19 protein-coding genes and 1 tRNA gene are annotated in these 20,132 nt (G+C 57.5%); 6 read left to right on the top strand and 14 right to left on the bottom strand.

Annotation, left to right across the window (positions count from 1 at the left end; genetic code table 11):
• Window positions 1-75: 75 nt before the first annotated feature.
• Together BC777_RS02395 and BC777_RS02390 are read left to right on the top strand one after the other, a co-directional pair.
• Window positions 76-2,109 carry an ASKHA domain-containing protein gene (locus BC777_RS02395; RefSeq protein WP_100366564.1) on the top strand — a complete coding sequence of 678 codons (2,034 nt, stop codon included), beginning with the start codon at window positions 76-78 and terminating at the stop codon, window positions 2,107-2,109.
• A 90-nt stretch (window positions 2,110-2,199) separates the two neighbouring features.
• Window positions 2,200-2,273, top strand: a tRNA-Gly gene (locus tag BC777_RS02390).
• Between the two features lie 7 nt (window positions 2,274-2,280).
• On the opposite strand, the gene BC777_RS02385 is transcribed toward BC777_RS02390, so the two are convergent.
• The 10 genes from BC777_RS02385 to BC777_RS02340 form a co-directional block, all read right to left on the bottom strand.
• Window positions 2,281-2,739 carry a prepilin peptidase gene (locus BC777_RS02385; protein ID WP_100366563.1) on the bottom strand — a complete coding sequence of 153 codons (459 nt, stop codon included), beginning with the start codon at window positions 2,737-2,739 and terminating at the stop codon, window positions 2,281-2,283.
• A gap of 49 nt (window positions 2,740-2,788) precedes the next feature.
• Window positions 2,789-4,390 carry a glucose-6-phosphate isomerase gene (gene pgi / locus BC777_RS02380; protein WP_100366562.1) on the bottom strand — a complete coding sequence of 534 codons (1,602 nt, stop codon included), beginning with the start codon at window positions 4,388-4,390 and terminating at the stop codon, window positions 2,789-2,791.
• Between the two features lie 3 nt (window positions 4,391-4,393).
• Window positions 4,394-5,065, bottom strand: a complete 672-nt coding sequence (gene pgl, locus BC777_RS02375) for a 6-phosphogluconolactonase (RefSeq protein WP_100366561.1) — start codon at window positions 5,063-5,065, stop codon at window positions 4,394-4,396.
• Between the two features lie 42 nt (window positions 5,066-5,107).
• Window positions 5,108-6,562 (bottom strand): glucose-6-phosphate dehydrogenase, encoded by a 1,455-nt coding sequence (gene zwf, locus BC777_RS02370; RefSeq protein ID WP_100366560.1) that lies wholly within the window; start codon window positions 6,560-6,562, stop codon window positions 5,108-5,110.
• 85 nt (window positions 6,563-6,647) lie between these two features.
• Window positions 6,648-7,235 (bottom strand): HNH endonuclease, encoded by a 588-nt coding sequence (locus tag BC777_RS02365; protein WP_100366559.1) that lies wholly within the window; start codon window positions 7,233-7,235, stop codon window positions 6,648-6,650.
• Between the two features lie 134 nt (window positions 7,236-7,369).
• Window positions 7,370-8,092 (bottom strand): GGDEF domain-containing protein, encoded by a 723-nt coding sequence (locus BC777_RS02360; RefSeq protein ID WP_100366558.1) that lies wholly within the window; start codon window positions 8,090-8,092, stop codon window positions 7,370-7,372.
• Window positions 8,093-8,193: 101 nt separating this feature from the next.
• The gene (locus BC777_RS02355; protein ID WP_100366557.1) at window positions 8,194-8,862 is read right to left on the bottom strand and encodes an alpha/beta hydrolase; all 669 of its coding nucleotides are present in this window, start codon (window positions 8,860-8,862) and stop codon (window positions 8,194-8,196) included.
• Window positions 8,859-9,503, bottom strand: a complete 645-nt coding sequence (locus BC777_RS02350) for a DNA-3-methyladenine glycosylase family protein (protein ID WP_245834122.1) — start codon at window positions 9,501-9,503, stop codon at window positions 8,859-8,861. Before BC777_RS02350 ends, BC777_RS02355 begins: the two co-directional genes overlap by 4 nt.
• Complete coding sequence (locus tag BC777_RS02345) at window positions 9,485-10,207, bottom strand: cobalt-precorrin-6A reductase (RefSeq protein ID WP_100366556.1); 723 nt, start codon at window positions 10,205-10,207, stop codon at window positions 9,485-9,487. Before BC777_RS02345 ends, BC777_RS02350 begins: the two co-directional genes overlap by 19 nt.
• Window positions 10,204-11,253: a cobalt-precorrin-5B (C(1))-methyltransferase gene (locus BC777_RS02340; RefSeq protein WP_100366555.1), complete on the bottom strand. Its 1,050-nt coding sequence runs from the start codon at window positions 11,251-11,253 to the stop codon at window positions 10,204-10,206. Before BC777_RS02340 ends, BC777_RS02345 begins: the two co-directional genes overlap by 4 nt.
• A 99-nt stretch (window positions 11,254-11,352) precedes the next feature.
• On the opposite strand from BC777_RS02340, the gene cobA reads away from it, so the two are divergent.
• The 4 genes from cobA (at window position 11,353) to BC777_RS02320 (ending at window position 15,469) form a co-directional block, all read left to right on the top strand.
• A complete protein-coding gene (gene cobA / locus BC777_RS02335; RefSeq protein ID WP_100366554.1) occupies window positions 11,353-12,204 on the top strand; it encodes a uroporphyrinogen-III C-methyltransferase in 852 nt (283 codons plus the stop codon).
• A gap of 72 nt (window positions 12,205-12,276) precedes the next feature.
• Window positions 12,277-13,527, top strand: a complete 1,251-nt coding sequence (locus BC777_RS02330; RefSeq protein ID WP_100366553.1) for a cobyrinic acid a,c-diamide synthase CobB — start codon at window positions 12,277-12,279, stop codon at window positions 13,525-13,527.
• A 42-nt stretch (window positions 13,528-13,569) separates the two neighbouring features.
• Window positions 13,570-14,784: an MFS transporter gene (locus tag BC777_RS02325; protein WP_100366552.1), complete on the top strand. Its 1,215-nt coding sequence runs from the start codon at window positions 13,570-13,572 to the stop codon at window positions 14,782-14,784.
• A gap of 13 nt (window positions 14,785-14,797) precedes the next feature.
• Entirely contained in the window at window positions 14,798-15,469 is a 672-nt protein-coding gene (locus BC777_RS02320) for a hypothetical protein (protein ID WP_100366551.1), read from the top strand.
• On the opposite strand, the gene BC777_RS02315 is transcribed toward BC777_RS02320, so the two are convergent.
• Genes BC777_RS02315 through cysS form a run of 4 tightly spaced genes read right to left on the bottom strand, consistent with a single transcriptional unit; the run spans window position 15,466 to window position 19,875 of the window.
• Window positions 15,466-16,233, bottom strand: coding sequence for a squalene/phytoene synthase family protein (locus BC777_RS02315; RefSeq protein ID WP_100366550.1), 768 nt, complete (start codon window positions 16,231-16,233; stop codon window positions 15,466-15,468). The genes BC777_RS02320 and BC777_RS02315 overlap by 4 nt on opposite strands.
• Window positions 16,230-17,855 (bottom strand): citramalate synthase, encoded by a 1,626-nt coding sequence (gene cimA, locus BC777_RS02310; RefSeq protein WP_100366549.1) that lies wholly within the window; start codon window positions 17,853-17,855, stop codon window positions 16,230-16,232. Before cimA ends, BC777_RS02315 begins: the two co-directional genes overlap by 4 nt.
• Entirely contained in the window at window positions 17,852-18,442 is a 591-nt protein-coding gene (locus tag BC777_RS02305; protein ID WP_100366548.1) for a DUF6680 family protein, read from the bottom strand. Before BC777_RS02305 ends, cimA begins: the two co-directional genes overlap by 4 nt.
• Window positions 18,442-19,875, bottom strand: coding sequence for a cysteine--tRNA ligase (cysS, locus tag BC777_RS02300; protein ID WP_100366547.1), 1,434 nt, complete (start codon window positions 19,873-19,875; stop codon window positions 18,442-18,444). The genes BC777_RS02305 and cysS overlap by 1 nt, the downstream gene beginning before the upstream one ends.
• Window positions 19,876-20,132: the final 257 nt, after the last annotated feature.

The raw sequence follows: 20,132 nt of genomic DNA, 5'->3' as shown, positions 1-20,132 counted from the left end.
TATTATGACGGATACGGGCCTTTCTATTGCGCGTGCAGAAGATACATTCGTGCCAAGACAAAACAGGCGCGCATCATGTCCAACGATCCACTTGTAATTTTTACCCCATCGGGGAAACGCGGCAACTTTCCAGTTGGTACCCCTGTCCTGACAGCGGCGCGGCAGCTAGGCGTTGATCTCGATAGTGTCTGTGGTGGGCGCGGCATTTGTTCGAAATGCCAAATCACGCCATCCTATGGAGAATTCTCAAAGCATGGCGTGACGGTGGCGGATACGGCGCTGTCCGAATGGAACAGCGTAGAACAACGATATGACGACAAACGCGGGCTGAAGAAGGGCCGCCGCCTTGGCTGCCAAGCCACGATCCAAAGCGACGTTGTGATTGATGTGCCTGCCGAAAGCCAAGTGCACAAGCAAGTCGTGCGCAAACGGGCAGAAGCGCGCGATATTGTCATGAACCCCTCGACCAAGCTGTACTATGTCGAAGTGGCTGAACCGGACATGCACGACCCCTCAGGTGACTTGGAACGGCTGATTACCGCCCTGCGCCGCGACTGGGACCTGCCCGATCTCGAGGCTGATCTTGGTGTTCTCAAAACGCTGCAAAGCGCGTTGCGTAAGGGCGAATGGAAAGTCACCGTCGCCGTCCACCTCGGTGACGCGGTTTTCAGCCCACGCATTATTCACATCTGGCCGGGGTTCTACGAGGGCACGCTTTATGGCCTCGCCGTGGATCTGGGGTCCACTACCATCGCCGCCCACCTGTGTGATCTGCAATCGGGTGAGGTTGTGGCGTCCTCCGGCATCATGAACCCGCAAATCCGCTTTGGCGAAGATCTGATGAGCCGGGTCAGCTATGGCATGATGAACCCGACCGGATCGGACGAGATGACAACGGCTGTGCGGGAAGGGATGAACGCACTTTTCGTGCAAATTGCATCCGAGGCAGAAATCGACCGCGACCTGATTGTTGATGCCGTCTTCGTCTGCAACCCGGTGATGCACCATCTTTTCCTTGGCATCGACGCCTATGAGCTGGGCCAAGCCCCCTTCGCGCTCGCTACGTCTGAGGCTATCTCGCTGCGCGCGTCCGAATTGGACCTGAACCTGCACCCCGCGTCCCGTGTCTACCTGTTGCCTTGCATCGCAGGCCACGTCGGTGCTGATGCGGCGGCGGTGGCGCTTTCTGAAGCCCCCGACAAATCTGAAGACCTTGTGCTTGTCGTGGATGTGGGGACCAACGCGGAAATCCTGCTGGGCAACAAAGAAAAGGTGCTCGCCTGTTCGTCCCCCACCGGCCCCGCCTTTGAGGGCGCGCAGATCACCAGCGGACAGCGCGCGGCCCCCGGCGCGATTGAGCATGTTGAAATCGATCCGGTCACGAAACGGCCCCGCTTTCAGGTTATCGGATCAGAGCTCTGGTCCGACCAAGACGGGTTTGACGCCGCCATCGCGCAAACCGGCATCACCGGCATCTGTGGATCCGGTATCATAGAAGTGATTGCAGAGATGCGCATGGCCGGTATCGTCGACGGCCCCGGCCTGATCGGATCGGCCGAACAGACCGGATCACCCAATTGCTTTCAGGACGGACGCACGAATTCCTACCTGCTCTACGACGGTACTGAAAATGGCGGGCCAAAGATCACTGTTACAAACACCGACATTCGGCAAATCCAAATGGCCAAGGCGGCGCTGTATTCTGGCGCGCGCCTGCTCATGGACAAATTCGGTGTCGACAAGGTGGACCGCGTGGTTCTGGCGGGCGCTTTCGGCGCACACATCAGCCCTAAACACGCGATGGTGCTGGGCATGATCCCCGACGCACCGTTGGATAAGGTAACAAGCGCGGGCAACGCCGCTGGCACGGGCGCACGGATCGCCCTGCTCAACACCGAAGCACGGCACGAAATCGAAGAGACGGTTCACAACATCCACAAGATCGAAACTGCGATTGAACCGCGGTTTCAGGAACACTTCGTCAACGCCTCAAACATCCCCAACGCGGTAGAACCATTCCCGATCTTGGAAAGCATCGTGACGATCCCGCAGGTCAATCACAACACAGGCGGCGGGGACAGCGGGCGCAGACGCAGACGCGCGCGGTAGGGATGCTTTGTACATACAGGGTATGTACAGGTTCTGTACGCAAAACATACATTGACGCAAGCCCGCCCCAAGCGTATCTGACCGGGACAAGCGGGTATGGTGAAAAGGTATCACGAAAGCTTCCCAAGCTTCAGTTACGGGTTCGATTCCCGTTACCCGCTCCATGGGCATTTATAGCCAGAACATGCCCGTTAGCCCTGCCACACCAATCGAAAAGCTCAACGGCAAAACAGCGTTGGCCATCAGGTGCCAAGAGCTATTTTCCGACCCGAAAGCCTTGCGGATCTGGACAAAAACGAAAGAACTGATGAAGAACACCAGAAAAAAGATAATGGCAGCATAACCCGCCTTGGCCAGCGGCACGAAAAGTGCTGTCCCGGTCATCAACTTGACGGCCCCCGCGCCCGATCCACCAAGTGCAAACATCACAAGTCCAAAGACGAAAACACCCACTGCAAGACCCATTTGCCAATAAAGCGTTGTGCGATCCCCTGAAACGACCAAAAGTGCAGCAAACAGCAAGAATGGCAATAAAGTCAACCAGTTGGGGATACGCCCGGTTTTGATTTCCAGCACCATAGCCACAACCAAAACGGCGCCCATCGCCAGCGGTATCATATCGACAGTCATTGCTTTGATCCTTCATGCGGTCTGCGCTGCTTATGGCAAAACCGCGCGCTCAAGACACCCCGTGGCTTTGCAAAAAGTCCACAAGTGCGGCAGTTGAGCCATCTTTGCCATCCGCACTCTCTTTGCCCTCTACGACAGGCTGCAGGGCGGTGGCGAGTTCCTTACCCAGTTCAACACCCCATTGGTCATAGGAATTGATGCCCAGCACGACACCTTCGACAAACACCCGATGCTCATAAAGCGCCACGATCTGCCCCAGCACCTCTGGCGTCATTTGCGGATAAGCAATCGTCACCGAAGGCCTGTTACCTTTGAACACCCGGTGGCGTGCCTGCCGCTCCAGCTCTGCCCCGTCAAATTTATCTGCAACCTTGCTGCGGGCTTCATCCAACGTGCGTCCCCGCATCAAGGCCTCAGACTGCGCCAGACAATTGGCGACCAGCAACTGATGTTGATGATGTAGATCATCCTCATGCCCACGCGCGGCGACCAGAAATTCGCATGGGATCACCCGCGTACCCTGATGGATCAGTTGATAGAAAGCATGCTGACCATTGGTGCCTGGTTCGCCCCAGACAACTGGGCCGCTCGGCACATCCAAATCAGCGCCATCCATACTGACGCCCTTGCCGTTGCTTTCCATCTCTAGCTGTTGAAGATAGGCCGGTAAGCGGCTGAGAAGATTATCATAAGGTAGAACAGCGCGCGTCGCATAACCGCAAATCTGATTGTGCCAAATACCCACAAGGGCCAACATTGCAGGCAGGTTGTCTTGCCATGCGGCGGCCTGAAAATGTCGGTCCATCGCCTGCGCCCCGCGCAAAAACGCACGGAAGGCAACTGGCCCAATCGCAATCATCAAAGACAGGCCAATTGGCCCCCACATGGAATAGCGCCCGCCGACCCAATCCTCGAACCCGAACACGCGCGCGGGATCGATACCAAAGGCCGCCGTTTTATCCTCCGCCGTAGAAAGCGCTGCAAACTGCGCACCTGTGTCTGTCACGGTCTGGCCCATCCAGGCCTGCGCCGTGCGTGCATTGGTCATTGTTTCAATCGTCGTAAATGTCTTGGAGGCCACAATCACCAAGGTCGTCGCCGGATCACAGGCGCGCAGAACGCCCGCAATATCTGCCGGGTCCACATTGCTCACGAAATGGCAGCGCGGTCCGTCATGGTAAGGTGCAAGAGATTGCACCGCCATCGCAGGACCCAAATCAGACCCACCAATCCCGATGTTCACGACATCCGTGATCTTCCCACCCTGCCCGGCAAAACGGCCCTCACGCACGTCAGTGGCAAAGCCTTCCATACGCGCCAGCGTATCCAGAACTCCGGGCATCACGTCTTGGCCGTCCACTATCACCGGACCACCATCGAGATTGCGCAACGCCGTGTGCAACACAGCACGCCCTTCGGTTTCATTGATCGGCGCACCCGCAAACATCGCATCGCGTTTTTGCGCAACCCCCGCCTGCTCCAACAGATCAATGAGCAGCGCACGTCCTGTGGCATCGATATTCGTTTTGGCGTAGTCCAGCCGCATATCACCGGTTTGCGCGGTGAATTCATCCGCGCGGCCCGCATCAACAAGCGTTTCAAAACGCCGATCCGAAACCTGCGCATGATGCGCGCGTAGTTCATTCCACATGCTTTAACGCTCCGCCCAATGCACTGTTGTATCTGAAAGGATCGCGGCGACAGGCGCCTCTTGCGGCGGCAAATGGCGCGCGCGCTCCAATGCCTCGCGCTTTTCACCACCAATGATCACCAGATGGCGGCTCATCGCGGATTTTAGAACCTTGGCAGACAGGGTAATGCGCGGTTCCGGCGCACCGGGTGCACGCATCGCCACCAACAGGTCATCGCCTTTCAGGGCGTGATCCAATTGATCTGCTCCGGGAAAGATCGAAGCGGTATGCATATCCGCCCCCATCCCCAGCAACATTACAGAGATCGGCAACTCAGAAACCAGCCCCTGCGCCAATTCAGGCAGCTTTTCTTCAGGCGTTTCGGCGTCTGCATAAAGCGGCACATAGGTCGCCGCCGCCGCCCGGCTGGTCAGCAACCGGTCACGCAACAAACGGGTATTGGATCGGTCAGAAGTTTCCGGCACCCAGCGTTCGTCGGTCAGCATCACATGCACCCGCGCCCAATCCAGATCGGCCGCACACAGGCTGTCAAAGATCGGCCCCGGCGTCGTGCCGCCCGGCACGGCAAGGGACGCATGATCATGCATCAAAAGGCATGTCTTCAGCTCACTGGCCAGCGTATCGGCCAGATCCATCATCATCATTTCAGAGTCGGGATACTCAACAAGTTTCATGCACGCAGTCCTTCTTTATTGGGTCGGGACAGGCTGACAGCCCTAGCCCTTGATATCGCGCCATCGGCGGCCATCACGATGCAAGAGCATCATCGCATCTTCTGGCCCGGCAGAGCCAGCATCATAGTGCTTTGGTACATCATTGCGCGCTTCCCAGCCTTCGATCAACGGATCAGTCCAGGCCCATGCGGCCTCGACCTCATCCCCGCGCATGAACAGAGTCTGATTGCCGCGGATCACATCCATGATCAGACGTTCATAAGCATCGGTGACATCTTCGGCATCGTCGCCCAGGGCTTCCGCAAAGGTCATGTCCAGCGGCACATCGATCAGGCGCATACCACCCGGCCCGGGTTCTTTGATCGTGACTTGCAAATCCATGCCCTCATTGGGCTGCAGGCGAATGGATAGAATATTCCGATGCCGGGCCTCGTCACCTTCAAAAATAGTGTGGCCAAGGTCTTTGAAAACAACGGCGATTTCAGACGAGCGCGCCTTCATCCGCTTACCGGTACGTAGATAGAACGGGACACCGGCCCACCGCCAATTGGCGATATGGCAGCGCATCGCGATAAAGCTTTCGGTAAAGCTGCGGGGATTTTCCGCATCGTCACGATAGCCGGGACCATCGGGACCTTCATCATATTGACCACGCACAATATGGTGATGATCAATGGGCTGCAACGCCCTGATAACCTTTAGTTTTTCATCGCGGACAGCGTCAGATTCAAACTGGCTCGGCGGTTCCATCGCGATCAGGCATAACAGCTGCATCAGGTGGTTTTGCACCATATCACGCATCGCACCCGATTTGTCATAATAGGCGCCGCGCCCACCGACACCGACGGTTTCGGCCACCGTGATCTGGATGTGATCGACGTAGTGGTTGTTCCAAAGAGGCTCAAACAGCACATTGCCAAAACGCACAGCCATCAGGTTTTGCACCGTCTCTTTGCCCAGGTAGTGGTCAATGCGGTAAATTTGGCGCTCGTGGAAATGCGCGGCCAACGTTTCATTCAGTGCACGCGCGCTTTCCAGATCACGGCCAAAGGGTTTCTCAACCACAATGCGACTTTTCTTATTCGCAATCTTGTTGGTGTGGAGCCGCTCGGCCAGATCGCCAAAAAGCGAAGGTGCTACCGAAAAGTAAAACGCCTGCACAACATCTTGCCGGACGAACTGGGCCAGATCATACCAGCCGCCTTCACCCTTTGCATCAATCGCAACATATTCAAGTTGTTGAAGAAAGGACTGCAAGCCTTTTTTATTATTGGATTCTTCGCCACCGAACTCTGCCACCGCCTCTGCGATCATGTCGCGGTAACCTGTTGTATCCAGTTCTGATCGCGCCGCGCCGATAATGCGTGACCCTGCAGGCATTTGCCCGGACAAGAACCGTCGGAACAGACCGGGTAAAATCTTGCGCCGGGCCAGATCACCGGTGCCGCCAAAAATCACAAGATCGAACTCATCGACCGGGATGACGCGAGAGACCATAGTAAACTCCCCTATGGATGATGCGTTAGCGCTAACGCAGCTTTCCTACCCCGGCAGCACACACAAGTCTAGCGCCGCTGGTGTATTACGCATCCAGTTCCGCATCCCAATACAGAAAATCAAGCCAGCTTTCATGCAGATGGTTCGGTGGGAATTTCCGCCCCACGTTGTGCAGCTGCTCTGGCACAGGCCGGCGGGGCGGCTTTTGCAGGCTCATCCCACATTGCTTCAGCGACCGTGACCCTTTGCGCAGGTTACATGGCGAACAGGCCGCCACCACGTTTTCCCAACTGGTAATGCCGCCGCTGGCGCGCGGCACGACATGGTCAAAGGTCAGATCGCCCCGTGCACCGCAATATTGACAGCAAAACTCATCGCGCAAGAACAGGTTAAAGCGTGTGAAAGCGACCTGCTTTTGCGGTTTGATATAGTCCTTGAGCACCACAACCGACGGTATCTTGATAATCGTTGAGGGGCTACGCACCACCTCATCATACTCACTCACAATATCGACACGATCCAGCCAGGCGGCCTTCACAGCCTCCTGCCACGGCCAAAGCGAGAGCGGATAATATGAAAGCGGACGATAATCCGCATTCAGTACTAACGCCGGATAATGCTTGAGCGCGCTTGGCGCGCGCACAAAGTCAGTTCTGAATTCTGTCTGCGTCATAGGTCACACCCTAGATAGGCTGTGCGGGAGCAGTCAAAGCGGCAGTCCCGCATCCGTCTTATGGTGGACTATATATCGCGTCAGAAATGTGACAACCCCCAGAATATGCGACAAAAACCGCCCCAACGTGCGGTTCAGGCAGCCAGTTGCCCGTCCGACATCATCACCTGCGCGCGACCACGCGCCTTGGCGCGCAAAAGTGCGGCTTCTGCCTGCTGCATCAGCTTGGCCAACGGTGTGTCGCCATCTGCCAAAGCGACGCCAACAGAAACGGTCACCTCGAATAATGTTTTGCCGGTCGTCACCTGAATGCCCTGTGCCAGACGTTCAGCCACCGCGCGCCCGGCATCCAGCGGTGTGCCGGGCAGATAAACCGCAATCGTCGCCCCATCAATACGGCCCACCACATCAGTTTCGCGCGTCACTTCACGCAGGCGGATGGCCAGTGCCATCAGGCATAGATCGCCCGCATGATGGTCATGTTTGGCGTTGATCTGCCCCAGCCCGTCAATATCCAGCATCAAAAGCGTTCCGGTTTGCTGCAACTTACGCTCTGTGTGGCGAATAAAATGCGGGCGTTGTAGCAGGCCGGTCATTTGATCCGTTTCATTGGCCTTGATCAACTGCACCCGCAAACGCCCCATATCGGCCATGATCCCGGTCGCCACCGCATAAAGCGGCAGGCCGATCATCACCATTCCGCCGATATATCTTGCAGCATCACCATGAAAAGCATTGTCCGTGATCACGTCATGGGCAAAGACCGTACCAATGACACCAAGCGCCAGAATGGCATAGCGGATGAACCAGCCCAGCCGATCCTTCGGACCCAAAAGTGAAACGATAGGGCTGTGCATCTTTAGACCTGTACTGCCAAAAGGGCCCAATCACCCTCGGCCCAAGTATCACGTGCAATTTGTAAGGAACACTTAACAGAAGACAAAAACACATCCTCTCATCAGCTCAGACCCAGCCTATCACGCATAAAAGCCAGTGCAACCGACAGGCCATCTGGCGCGATCCCATGCCCCGTGCCCTTCATGACATGGGCGTAAACCTCTTTCCAACCTGCCTCTTGCAGCGCCTCAGCCGCTTGCGGCAGCGATTGCGGTGGCACCACATCATCAGCATCCCCATGGATCAGCAAAACCGGCGGGCGGCTTTGTGTTTCGTCAGCCAAAAGTTCCGGCTCCAGCAAACGGCCAGAGAAGGCAACGATCCCGGCAACCGCATCCTCGCGGCGCGGCACCGCATGCAGCGCCATCATCGTGCCTTGTGAAAAGCCCAGCACCATCACCTGTTCAGGCAAAAGGTCTTCATCGACCATCACACCATCAAGAAACGCATCCAGATCGGCGGCTGCGCGATCAAGGCCTAGCTTGCTTTCTTCCTCGCTTGATCCATCAATCCACGGGATCGGAAACCACTGGCGGCCCATCGGCGCACCCGCACATTCCTCTGGCGCATCAGGCGAGATAAACAGCGTATCGGGCATATGTTCACCCAAAGGATCAGCCAGACCAATCAGATCAGCGGCATTCGCGCCATAGCCATGCAGAAACACCACACAAGAGCGTGTTTCGCCCGATACAGGTGCGCGCCGCTGGGCGTCCAAAGCTCGTGTCATCTAATGCCTTCCCGTTGTTTGTGATGCTTGTAGTAGGCCCACATGATCCGGGCTGCAACCGATCGCCAAGGCGACCAGTCCTCTGCCATCACACGCAAGTCCTTTTCCTTGGGTCGTTCCGGCAGTTCAAAGATCAGTTTCGCAGCTTCCTGCAACGCCAGATCACCCGGAGCAAACACATCGGCACGACCTAAAGAGAACATCGCATAAATCTCGGCTGTCCAAGCGCCAATACCCGGCACGGCGGTAAGTGTCTTGATCACCTCGCAGGCCGGTACATACCGCAGCCCGTCATAATCAACCTCCGCCAGCGCCAAGGCATGCGCATATCTGGCCTTCTGGCGGCTCAGGCCAAGCGCGCGTAAGTCTTCTTCGCTGGACTGTGCCACCGCTGCGGGTGTCACCATCCCGGCCTCTCGCAGCCGCCTCCAGATCGCGTTTGCCGATGCAACGCTGACTTGCTGGCTCACGATCGCACTCAGCAGTTCGGCAAACCCGTCAGGTTTCAAGCGCAACGGCAAAGGCGGCAATCCATCCATCGCCTGCGCAAATCGCGGGTCTGCCGCGCAAAGCCACGCCGCCCCTTCTGCCACACAGATATCAGAGCGAATAATCCGCTCTTTCAAAGCGCATGCACCCAAGCCAATGCGCCTGTGATGGTATTGACCACCGGCCAATCGCCCTGCGGGGGCCGGGCGATCATCAAAACAGGAAGGCCCAACAATCCCGCCGCCGTCACTTTGGTGCGGCTTGATGTGCCGCCAGCATTCTTGACGACCAAGAAATCAACGGCAAGATCCTGAAACAGCGCAATCTCATCCTCGACCGAAAAAGGTGGTCTTCCGATCAAATATTGCCCACCGGGAAAGGGAAACGGGTCTACCGGCGGATCAATCTGGCGGCAAATCACCTCGCGCCCTTCCAAGTTCGCAAAACGCTCCAGTGTCTGCCGACCGGTTCCCAGAAACACGACCGACCCGTGCGGGATGTAATCCACGGCCTCTGTCTCGGAGCTGATCTCAACCCAGCGGTCACGGGGCTCTGGGGTCCAGGGCGCGCGCAGAAACTGCACGTAAGGCACCCTCTGTGCACTGCAAAGCTGCGCCGTACGCGTTGTGATCCGCTGCGCATAAGGATGCGTTGCATCCAGCACGGCCGTGATCCCCGCCTTTTGCAGATAGTCCAGAAACCCGGCCTCCCCGCCAAAGCCGCCAATACGTGTTGGCAAAGGTTGCTCATCAGGGTTCCGCGTTGCCCCTGCAAGTGAGATCACAGCATCCTGCCCTTGCAAGCGCTCTGCAATCTGGCGCGCCTCGCCTGTACCGCCCAACACCAGCAGCGTCATGCGCCTGCTCTCGCGATGATAGCACCCTTGCGGTCAATAATGACGATATCGAATGCGATGTCAGGCGATCCAAAGCGGGCCTGCACCTGCGCCAACGCCTGCCCTGCAACTTTCTCAGCCAGCGCCGACCCGGCAATCTCATAGGCTTCCAACGCAGTGTTCGCCTCAGCAACACGCATATCGCCAGAAAGATCTGCCAACCCGGCGAAATCCACCTGACTACGCTTCGAATGCAAATCGACAGCCCCCTGTGCCAGTTTCGTCATTTTACCAATTCCCCCTCCAATAGTGACGCGCCCCACCGGACGCTTAACCAAATACTTCAACATACCCCCCGCAAAATCCCCCATATCCAGCATGGCATGATCCGGCAGATCATAAAGCGCCTGCACGGCTTTCTCAGATGTCGCCCCGGTGCAGCCTGCCACATGAGGCAGCTTTTCTGCGCGCGCGACATCAATGCCCCGGTGGATAGATGCAATCCAGGCAGCACAGCTGAACGGACGCACAACACCGGTGGTGCCAAGAATAGATAGCCCACCTTCAATCCCCAATCGCGGGTTCCACGTCTTCAGGGCAAGCGCCCGCCCGCCAGGCACGGACACCTCAACCCTGATATCCGGCGGCTGGCCGAACCTATCGGCCATCTCTTGAACGACCGCCGTAATCATCTCACGCGGGACCGGGTTGATCGCAGGTTCACCCACCGCAATGGGCAGACCAGCCTTGGTGACTGTCCCCACACCCTCACCGGCTGCAAAGACAACACCCCCCAAGGACACCGTAACAGTGACCACAATCAACGCCCCATGGGTGACATCGGGATCGTCACCGGCATCCTTGGTAATACCGACGCGCGCAAAACCCGCGCCCGCCTCAGTCAATACAAGCGGAAACACCGGTGTCTCGCCTTTCGGTAGTGTAATGCCTACCTCTTGCGGGAACGCCCCACCCCAAAGCCGCATCAACGCCGCCTTGGTCGCCGCCGTCGCACAGGCACCTGTGGTCCAGCCTCGGCGCAATTCTGGTGTGGTCTCGTTCGTCATTGCGCGCGAAGATAGGCAGGCAAGCACGTGACGGCAATCACCAATACGAGGTCGTTTGTCACCTTTCCAAGACGCGCAATCAGCGGCATAAAGATAGGTATGAATAATGATGTCCCCCTCCCGACCCACACATGGCCTGAGTTGGAACCCGGCTGGGTCTGGTTATGTGGCGCCGGTCCAGGCGATCCGGGGCTTTTGACGCTGCACGCGGTCAACGCGTTGCGGCAGGCCGACGTCGTGATCTATGATGCGCTGGTGCAGGAAGACATTCTCGCATGGGCTCCGCAGGCAGAGCATATCTATGCAGGCAAACGGGGCGGCAAGCCGTCGGCCAAACAACGTGATATCTCACTGCGGTTGGTTGATCTGGCACGCGAGGGCAAACGGGTCCTGCGGCTGAAAGGCGGCGATCCCTTCGTTTTCGGACGCGGTGGCGAAGAGGCGCAAACGCTCGTCCAACATGGCATTCCCATCCGCATCATCCCCGGCATTTCTGCAGGCATCGGCGGTCTGGCCTATGCAGGCATCCCTGTCACCCACCGCGACGTGAACCAATCGGTGACCTTTGTGACCGGACACGACCAATCCGGTAACACACCCAGCTCACTGGACTGGCAAAGTATCTCGAAAGGCAGCCAGGTCATCGTGATCTATATGGGCATGAAACATATCGCCCAAATCGCTACACAATTGATGGCGGCAGGGCGCAGCCCGTTAGAACCCGCAGCGGTGGTGACAACAGCAACAACAGATGACCAGCAGGTGCTTGAAACAACACTTGGCACAATCGTAGATGACATCGCCACCGCCAACCTCGCCCCGCCCGCAATTATCTGCATCGGGCAATCGGTACTCATGCGGCAAGTGCTGGACTGGCAAAACATGGCTGCAGGGCAAGCACCGCGCAATCTCGATCCGCTTGGTCGCGGACGTCCCGCCGAATCTGCCTGATCAAATGGCCGGCCACCTCTTTCTTCGTCCAATCAAACTTCCGCCGGAGGCAGACCACCGCCTCCGTCAGCGATGAGCTTTATTATTGCAGCCCCTGCATCCGGCAGCGGCAAGACCACACTTACCCTTGGCCTGCTGCGCGCGCTTAAAAGACGCAAAGTGCCCGTCAGAGCCGCCAAGTCGGGGCCGGATTACATTGACCCGCGCTTTCACGAAGCCGCCTGCGGCCAGCCCTGCCTGAATCTCGACGCCTGGGCGATGACGCCAGAACGGATCAAGACACGTAGCGCAGATGGCGCGCCATTGATCATTGAAGGGGCCATGGGCCTTTTTGACGGCGCACCGCCAGACGGCAAAGGGGCCACAGCCGATCTCGCCCGCATTCTGAACCTTCCCGTGATCCTGGTCATTGACGCAGGCAAAATGGCAGACTCAATCGCACCGCTGGCAAAAGGGTTCATGCAACATGATCCAGACGTGCAGATCGCCGGGATCATCCTCAACAATGTCGGCTCGGCGCGACACGAAGCGATGCTGCGCCGCGCGCTGGGCGATACACCCATCTTTGGTGCTATCCCGCGCGCGCCCGCACTCAATCAACCATCCAGACATCTGGGTCTGGTGCAGGCGCAGGAACGGCCAGACCTCGATCGCTATCTGGATCGCGCGGCAGCGCTGATCAATGATCATTGTGACATGCCCGCGCTAGAAGCCCTGCTTAAACCGCTGCCGTCCCAGCCTTCATACAAAAAGCGAACACCACCAGCGCAGAGCATCGCTATCGCCCATGACGCAGCCTTCGCCTTCAGCTACCCGCATTTGGTGCAAGACTGGCACGACGCCGGTGCCAGCATCCGCTTCTTTTCGCCGCTTGCCGATGCGCCAGCGCCGCAAGCCGATTTGATCTACCTACCCGGCGGCTACCCCGAACTACACGCTGGAAAGCTTGCCGCAAACGCAATCTTTCTCGCCTCCCTGCAAAACAGCAAAGCCCAGATTTATGGTGAGTGCGGCGGCTATATGACCTTGGGCGAGACCCTGACTGACACAGAGGGCATCACGCACAAAATGGCGGGGCTCCTGCGGTTGGACACATCATTCGCCACACGCAAGCTGCACCTCGGCTACCGCGACCTCATTGCCGGTACAGGCCCCTTTGCGGGTGCATGGAAAGGCCATGAATTTCACTACGCCACAACCCTGCGGGCCGAAGGCACCCCTCTTTTCCAAACCCATGACGCAGAAGGCACTGCACTTCCCCCCATGGGTTTGATCCAAGACAAGGTCAGCGGAAGCTTTGCCCATATTATCGACTGTGCATAAGCAATCCTTGCACCCACGTCAGAGCAGGCGTACCGATACAGAATGATTGATGTTGATGACACACGGGCCAAACGAAATGTGGCTGTTCTGGTGCTGGCCCAAGCCATACTTGGCGCGCAATTGCCGATGATCTTTGTCGTCGGTGGTCTGGCAGGTGGACAACTGGCCAGCAATGTTTGCCTTGCCACGCTGCCCATATCGTTCATCGTCTTCGGATCAATGACCACAGCACCGTGGATCAGCCCGCTGATGCAGCGCAACGGACGGCGGTTTGGTTTTTTCCTTGGCGCCTTCGCTGGCGCATGCGGCGCAGCGGTGTCCGCCTACGGCCTCTACACCAGTTCATTCATCACGCTGCTGGCAGGTTCCTACCTCACCGGTATCTATATGTCTGCACAGGGTTTTTACCGCTTCGCCGCGACCGATACCGCGTCCGAGGCCTTCCGCCCCAAAGCCATCTCTTACGTGATGGCGGGCGGGCTTTTGTCAGCCATCGTCGGCCCACAACTCAACAAATTGGTGCAAGACGCCTACGTCGTCCCCTTTCTCGGAACCTACATCGCGATCATCGCGTTGAACCTTGTAGGCATGCTGTTGTTCCTCTGGCTGGACCTGCCCAAGGGCTCTAGAACAGAACCGGAAACGGCGTCCACAACCGGCCGCTCACGGATGGAGCTGATCCGCGACCCACGTATCTTGGTCGCTGTCATTTGTGCGATGGTGTCCTACGCGCTGATGAACCTAGTGATGACATCGACACCACTCGCTGTCGTCGGCTGCGGCTTTACCACCGACAATGCCAACGACATCGTCTCGGCCCATGTGCTGGCGATGTTTGCACCCTCTTTCTTCACCGGGCACCTGATCGCCCGCTTCGGGGTTGAGCGGATTGTCTCGCTCGGTTTGGTTATTCTCGCGCTGGCAGGCGGTGTCGCTCTGTCTGGTGTTGAACTTACCAATTTCTACCTGGCCCTGATCCTGCTCGGCCTTGGCTGGAATTTTGGCTTTATCGGAGCCACGACCATGTTGGCGGGCGCACATAAGCCCGAAGAGCGTGGCAACGTACAAGGCATGAACGACATGATTGTCTTTGGCATGGTCACCGTTGCATCGCTGGCCTCTGGTGGGCTGATGAACTGTTCTGGCGGATCGCCGGTCGAAGGCTGGAATGCCGTGAACATGGCGATGGTTCCCTTCCTCGTGTTGGCCGGCGGTTCACTGATCTGGCTGGTGCGCCAGCCAAAGATGGCTGTCTAGAACGGGAAGCCAGATGTTTTGGCGCAAGAAATCAAGTATCAGCGATGATCTGAAGGACTGGATTTACGACGGCTTTGACTGGACGAACAAGACCTTTGGTCATGACTGGTCCGCCTCACGCCAACTTATAACGGCCAGCAGGCAATTCTTCACCGCAGACGCTGGTGACACCCCCAAAATCGCCCAGCAGATCGCTGATGATATTGCGGCTCTGATCCCAGTGCGACGGATCCCTGTGGAGCCACTGGATATGATCGACCCCGAATACCGTCACACCTACCAAGACCTTTCATCAGTCGGGGGCACTTATGAACACGATTGGGAAAACCCACTAATCTCATATGATCCTGCGCTGATGCGCCAGCCCGTCGCCTTCATCAACACGATGACGCATGAATTGATGCATGCGCGACTGGCCAATTACATTGACCTCATGCCAGGCGGTGAGCCGGTGCACGAGCTTTCGACCGATCTACATTGCATCACGCACGGCTTTGGCCTTTTCGCGATCGAGGGTCCTGCCCAAATGGGATGGTCCGGCTATATGACGCAAGAGTCGCGCGCATATGCGTTGGCGGTTTTTCTGGATCAACATGACATTGCGCCGGAGACGGCAGTAGAAAAACTAAACCCACGCGGCGCAAAGGCGCTCAGGCGCGCAATCGCAGAGGTCGCCGCAAATTAGCGCCACCAACCACGCAATGAAACATTCAGAAACCGCAAGCTGTCACGCGCCGGATTGGTATCGATCGCATCTGCTTTCACACGCCCCGGCGCAGTCTGCACCATGCGCAGCACCGGACGCGCATGATAGCCCGCAACCAATGCAGAACCCGATGCCTTTGAAACTGCACCACGTTGTCCCCGCGCTTTATCCAAACGCGCCAAGCCCCGCCCCGCCAAAGCCGCGACGCCCGCATCAGATCCATCAATCAGCGGCTGGCGCGACTGCCCCTGCAAGGCCGGCACCGCCTGAAAGATATTTGCGACCCCCACACCATATGCAAACCCCCGCACCACGGTTTCCTCAGCGGTGCCAAGCAACCGCGCAGCTGTCCACATCAGATGGCCAGAGGTTGCATCAATATACTCATCAAAATGATCGCCCCCTTCAAACGGGTCCTTATAGACGTCCCACCGCCGCGCCGCGACCAGACCATCAAGGCATTGCGCACCCTCGCGGTCCAGACAGCCCGCCAAGGCATCCACGACCTCGTGCCGCCGTACCGTCTTGCCGAGGGCAATCTCTTCCAATGCATCACGCCACCATTGCAAACGCATCTCGGCAATCATCGCCTCTTGCGTCACCCAGGGCGCGCGGGCGACTTCGACATTAAACGCATAGAGCGGAAACAAGATTTGGCGCGCCGCGACAGGCGCTGCCATTGCGACGCGAAAGCGCAAGGGGTCGGCCTTTTCAACCAGCGCAGCACAGGCCTCAAAGCTCATGCGTCTGCCTTCGCCCCGTCGCGGATCAATTTCCAATTGATCGCATCAATCAGCGCGTCAAAAGAGGCGTCGACGATGTTCGCACTCACTCCAACGGTGGACCAGCGGCGCCCCTTGCCGTCTTCGCTGTCGATGATGACGCGGGTCACAGCCTCGGTCCCGCCGTTGGTGATGCGGACTTTGAAGTCGACCAGCTGCATATCGTCAATGATATCCTGATATGGGCCAAGGTCCTTGGACAGCGCGCGGCTGAGCGCGTTCACCGGGCCTTGGTCCGACCCATCCGGGCCTTGGCTTTCGCTGACATTCAGCATCTTCTTGCCGTGCACCTTGGTGACAACAACCGCCTCAGAGATCGAGACCATCCGATTGCGCTTGTCCTTGCGGCGCTCGACCGTGACGCGATACCGCTTGACCTCAAAAAACCGAGGCAGCGTGCCAAGCTCTTCGCGCGCCAACAGTTCAAAACTGGCCTGTGCTGTATCATAGGAAAACCCCTGCGCCTCACGCTCCTTGATCCGCGCAACAATGCGCGGCAAGGCGGGGTCATCGGCGGCGACCTCAAGCCCTGCCTCCAGCAACCGGGCGCGCAGGTTTGATTGCCCGGCTTGGTTCGACATCGGCACGATGCGGCTGTTGCCGACCGCCGCCGGATCAACATGCTCATAGGTGGTCGGGTCTTTGGCAATCGCGCTTGCGTGCAGCCCGGATTTATGGGCAAAGGCAGAGGCGCCCACATATGGTGCTTGCTTTGCAGGCACCCGGTTGAGGATATCATCCAGCAACCGCGAGGCACGGCGCAAGCCTTTCAGACCATCATGCGTTACACCCGTTTCAAACATGCTCGCATAGGGTTCTTTCAGGAGCAAAGTGGGGATCAGCGTCGTCAGGTTGGCATTGCCACACCGCTCACCCAAGCCGTTCAACGTGCCTTGCACCTGCCGGGCACCCGCCAGCACTGCTGCCAGCGTATTGGCGACCGCGTTCTCGGTATCATTATGGGTATGGATCGCCAGATGATCGCCGGGAATGCCGCTGGCAATCACCGCTGTCACAATGTCCGTAACCTCATGCGGCAGCGTGCCGCCGTTGGTGTCACACAACACAATCCAGCGCGCCCCCACATCATAGGCCGCATGGATTGCCTGCAAGGCATAGTCCGGGTTGGCTTTATAACCATCAAAGAAATGTTCGGCATCAAACAGCCCCTCACGGCCCTGCGCTTTGATATGGGCAAAGCTGGCGGAAAGGTTTTCGATGTTGTCCTCAAGGCTGATCCCCAGCGCAGTCGTCACATGGAAATCATGCGCCTTCCCGACCAGACAGACGGCAGGCGTGCCCGCGTTCATCACAGCTGCAAGAACATCGTCATTCTCGGCCGATCGGCCGCTGCGCTTGGTCATGCCAAAGGCCGTAAAGGTGGCACGGGTCTTGGGTGGGCTTGCAAAAAACTCGGTATCGGTCGGGTTTGCGCCCGGCCAGCCCCCTTCGATATAATCAAGACCCAACGCATCAAGAACGGCAGCAATCTGTTGCTTTTCACCAGCCGAAAACTGGACACCTTGGGTCTGCGCGCCGTCACGCAGGGTCGTATCGAAAAGGTAAAGGCGCTCTTTGGTCATGACGCGTCCTGTTCTTTCTGAGCCGCTTCGAGGAGGACCTGAGCGTCGCGGGCCTGCTCCAGCAACTTTTCTGAGTGACGATAGTCAACAACGGCCACTGGAAGCAGACGATCCCCGCGGTTAAGCCCCGCCAGAAACTCTCTGATTTCTGCTTGTTGCTGCTCCAACAATCCGAAGGCTTCTGGAGCGTAACCACCGCGCAATAAGTCTAAGTCATTGAGCTTATATCCAAGGGTCTTTCCGATTTGTCCAAGCAACTCAGCGGTCTTGTCGTCTACGTCCTCCAGCACTTTCTTTCGAACGCTCTCGTCATCTGATTTCCAGCGAGCAACATCGTTATAAACTGCAAGTAATTCTCGGAACTTCCCCATGACTTTTGGGTAACTTGAGAATTCAACCTCGATCAGGTTCAAAGCTTGGACTCGATCAGGACTTAGAACCATCCTTCTCGTCGTCATAAGAGTTCTAAAAACGAAAAGGCGTTTCTGTTTCTCTTGCTCTGATTTTTGCAATTGCTGCGCCAAGAACACAGCGATTATGGGGCCAAGTACAATGGCTGCGATTGTAATCCAAAACTCGGGTGTCATCACAGACCCTCCAGCTTGGCCGCATCAAAGTCAGGCCCCGGTGCCCAGGTGGCTTGCCCGCCCACATCCGTCACCTGCACACCCGCAGCACTCAGGATATCGCGCACCTGATCCGCCCGCGCCCAATCCTTGGCCGCGCGTGCCGCCGCCCGATCTGCCAAGAGCGCATCAACACGCCCCGCAATGGCCGGGGCCACACCTGCACCCGCCTCACCCCCATCAAACTGCGGGATCGCGGACCAATCGTTCACCAAGCCCAGCATTTGCATGCCATAGGCAAATCCAGCCAGCGCGACCGGCGTTTTGCCTTTGGCCAACACATGCAGCCGGGCCAGCGCACCGGATGTATTCAGATCATTGGCCAGCACGCCAATGAACTCCGCATCCGGCACCCATTTGCCTTCGGCCTCTAGCGCCGTAATTAGTTCTGGCCCAAAGCCATGGCCATGCAGGATACCGTACCATTTTCGCAGCGTGCCTTCTGCTTCGGCCCGACGTGCCTCGGTCCAATCCATGGTCTTGCTGTAGTGCGTCCCCAGCATGACCAGACGGATCACTTCGCCCGGCACGCCCTGATCCAGCAGGTCGCGGATGGTAAAGAAATTGCCCAAGGACTTGGACATCTTCTTGCCCTCGACTTGCAACATCTCGTTATGCAGCCAATAGCGTGCGAATTCCCCTGTCGGATGGGCACATGCAGATTGTGCGATCTCATTTTCATGGTGCGGGAACTGCAAATCATTGCCACCGCCGTGAATATCAAACGTCTCGCCCAAAAGTTCATGCGCCATTGCTGAGCATTCGATGTGCCAACCGGGGCGGCCGTAGCCCCATGGGCTGGCCCAGCCCGGCACACCGTCATCTGAAGGCTTCCATAGCACGAAATCCATCGGATTGCGCTTGTAAGGGGCGACCTCAACCCGTGCACCAGCGATCATATCGTCAATAGATCGGCCTGACAGTGCACCGTAGTCAGCGTAGCTATCGACCGCAAAAAGCACATGGCCCTCTGCCGCATAAGCATGGCCTTTCTCAATCAGAACTTCGATCATCGCGATCATCTGACCGATATGATCAGTTGCACGCGGCTCATGCGTGGGACGCTGCAAGCCGACCTCATCCAGATCTTCATGATACCACCGGATCGTCTCTGCCGTGATATCCCCAATGGCGCGGCCCGTCTCAGCGGCGCGGGCGTTGATCTTATCATCCACATCCGTGAAGTTGCGCACGTAAGTCACGTGATCCGCACCATAGACCTCTTTGAGCAAGCGAAAAAGCACATCAAACACAAGTGAAGGGCGCAGATTGCCCATATGCGCGCGGTCATAAACCGTTGGCCCGCAGAGATACAAACGCACGTTTTGCGGATCAATCGGGACAAAGTCCTCGCGTTTGCGGGTCTTTGTGTTGTTCAGGCGGATGGTCGTCATGGATGCCTCGCGCAGGGTTGCGCCACGGGCTTATCAAGTTCAGTTTTGATTGGAAACGTGAAAGAGCAACCCGCGACAGATGTCAGCAGCTAATAATGCAGCAGGTGATGATGCAGATGCTTTTCATAAGAAGCGAATAACAGGTCATGAGAACTGCGTCCAGATTAACTTGGACCGAATGTCTCCTTTGAGTCCAAAGGAGAGATCGAGTTTCTCGTTGCGTGTGCTCGCAGCAAATAGAATGCCGCTGGAGCAAG

This window comes from Yoonia maricola (assembly GCF_002797915.1).
Classification (GTDB): Bacteria; Pseudomonadota; Alphaproteobacteria; order Rhodobacterales; family Rhodobacteraceae; genus Yoonia; species Yoonia maricola.
Note: the sequence above shows the minus strand (reverse complement) of the source record. Positions and strands in the feature narration are given on the sequence as shown.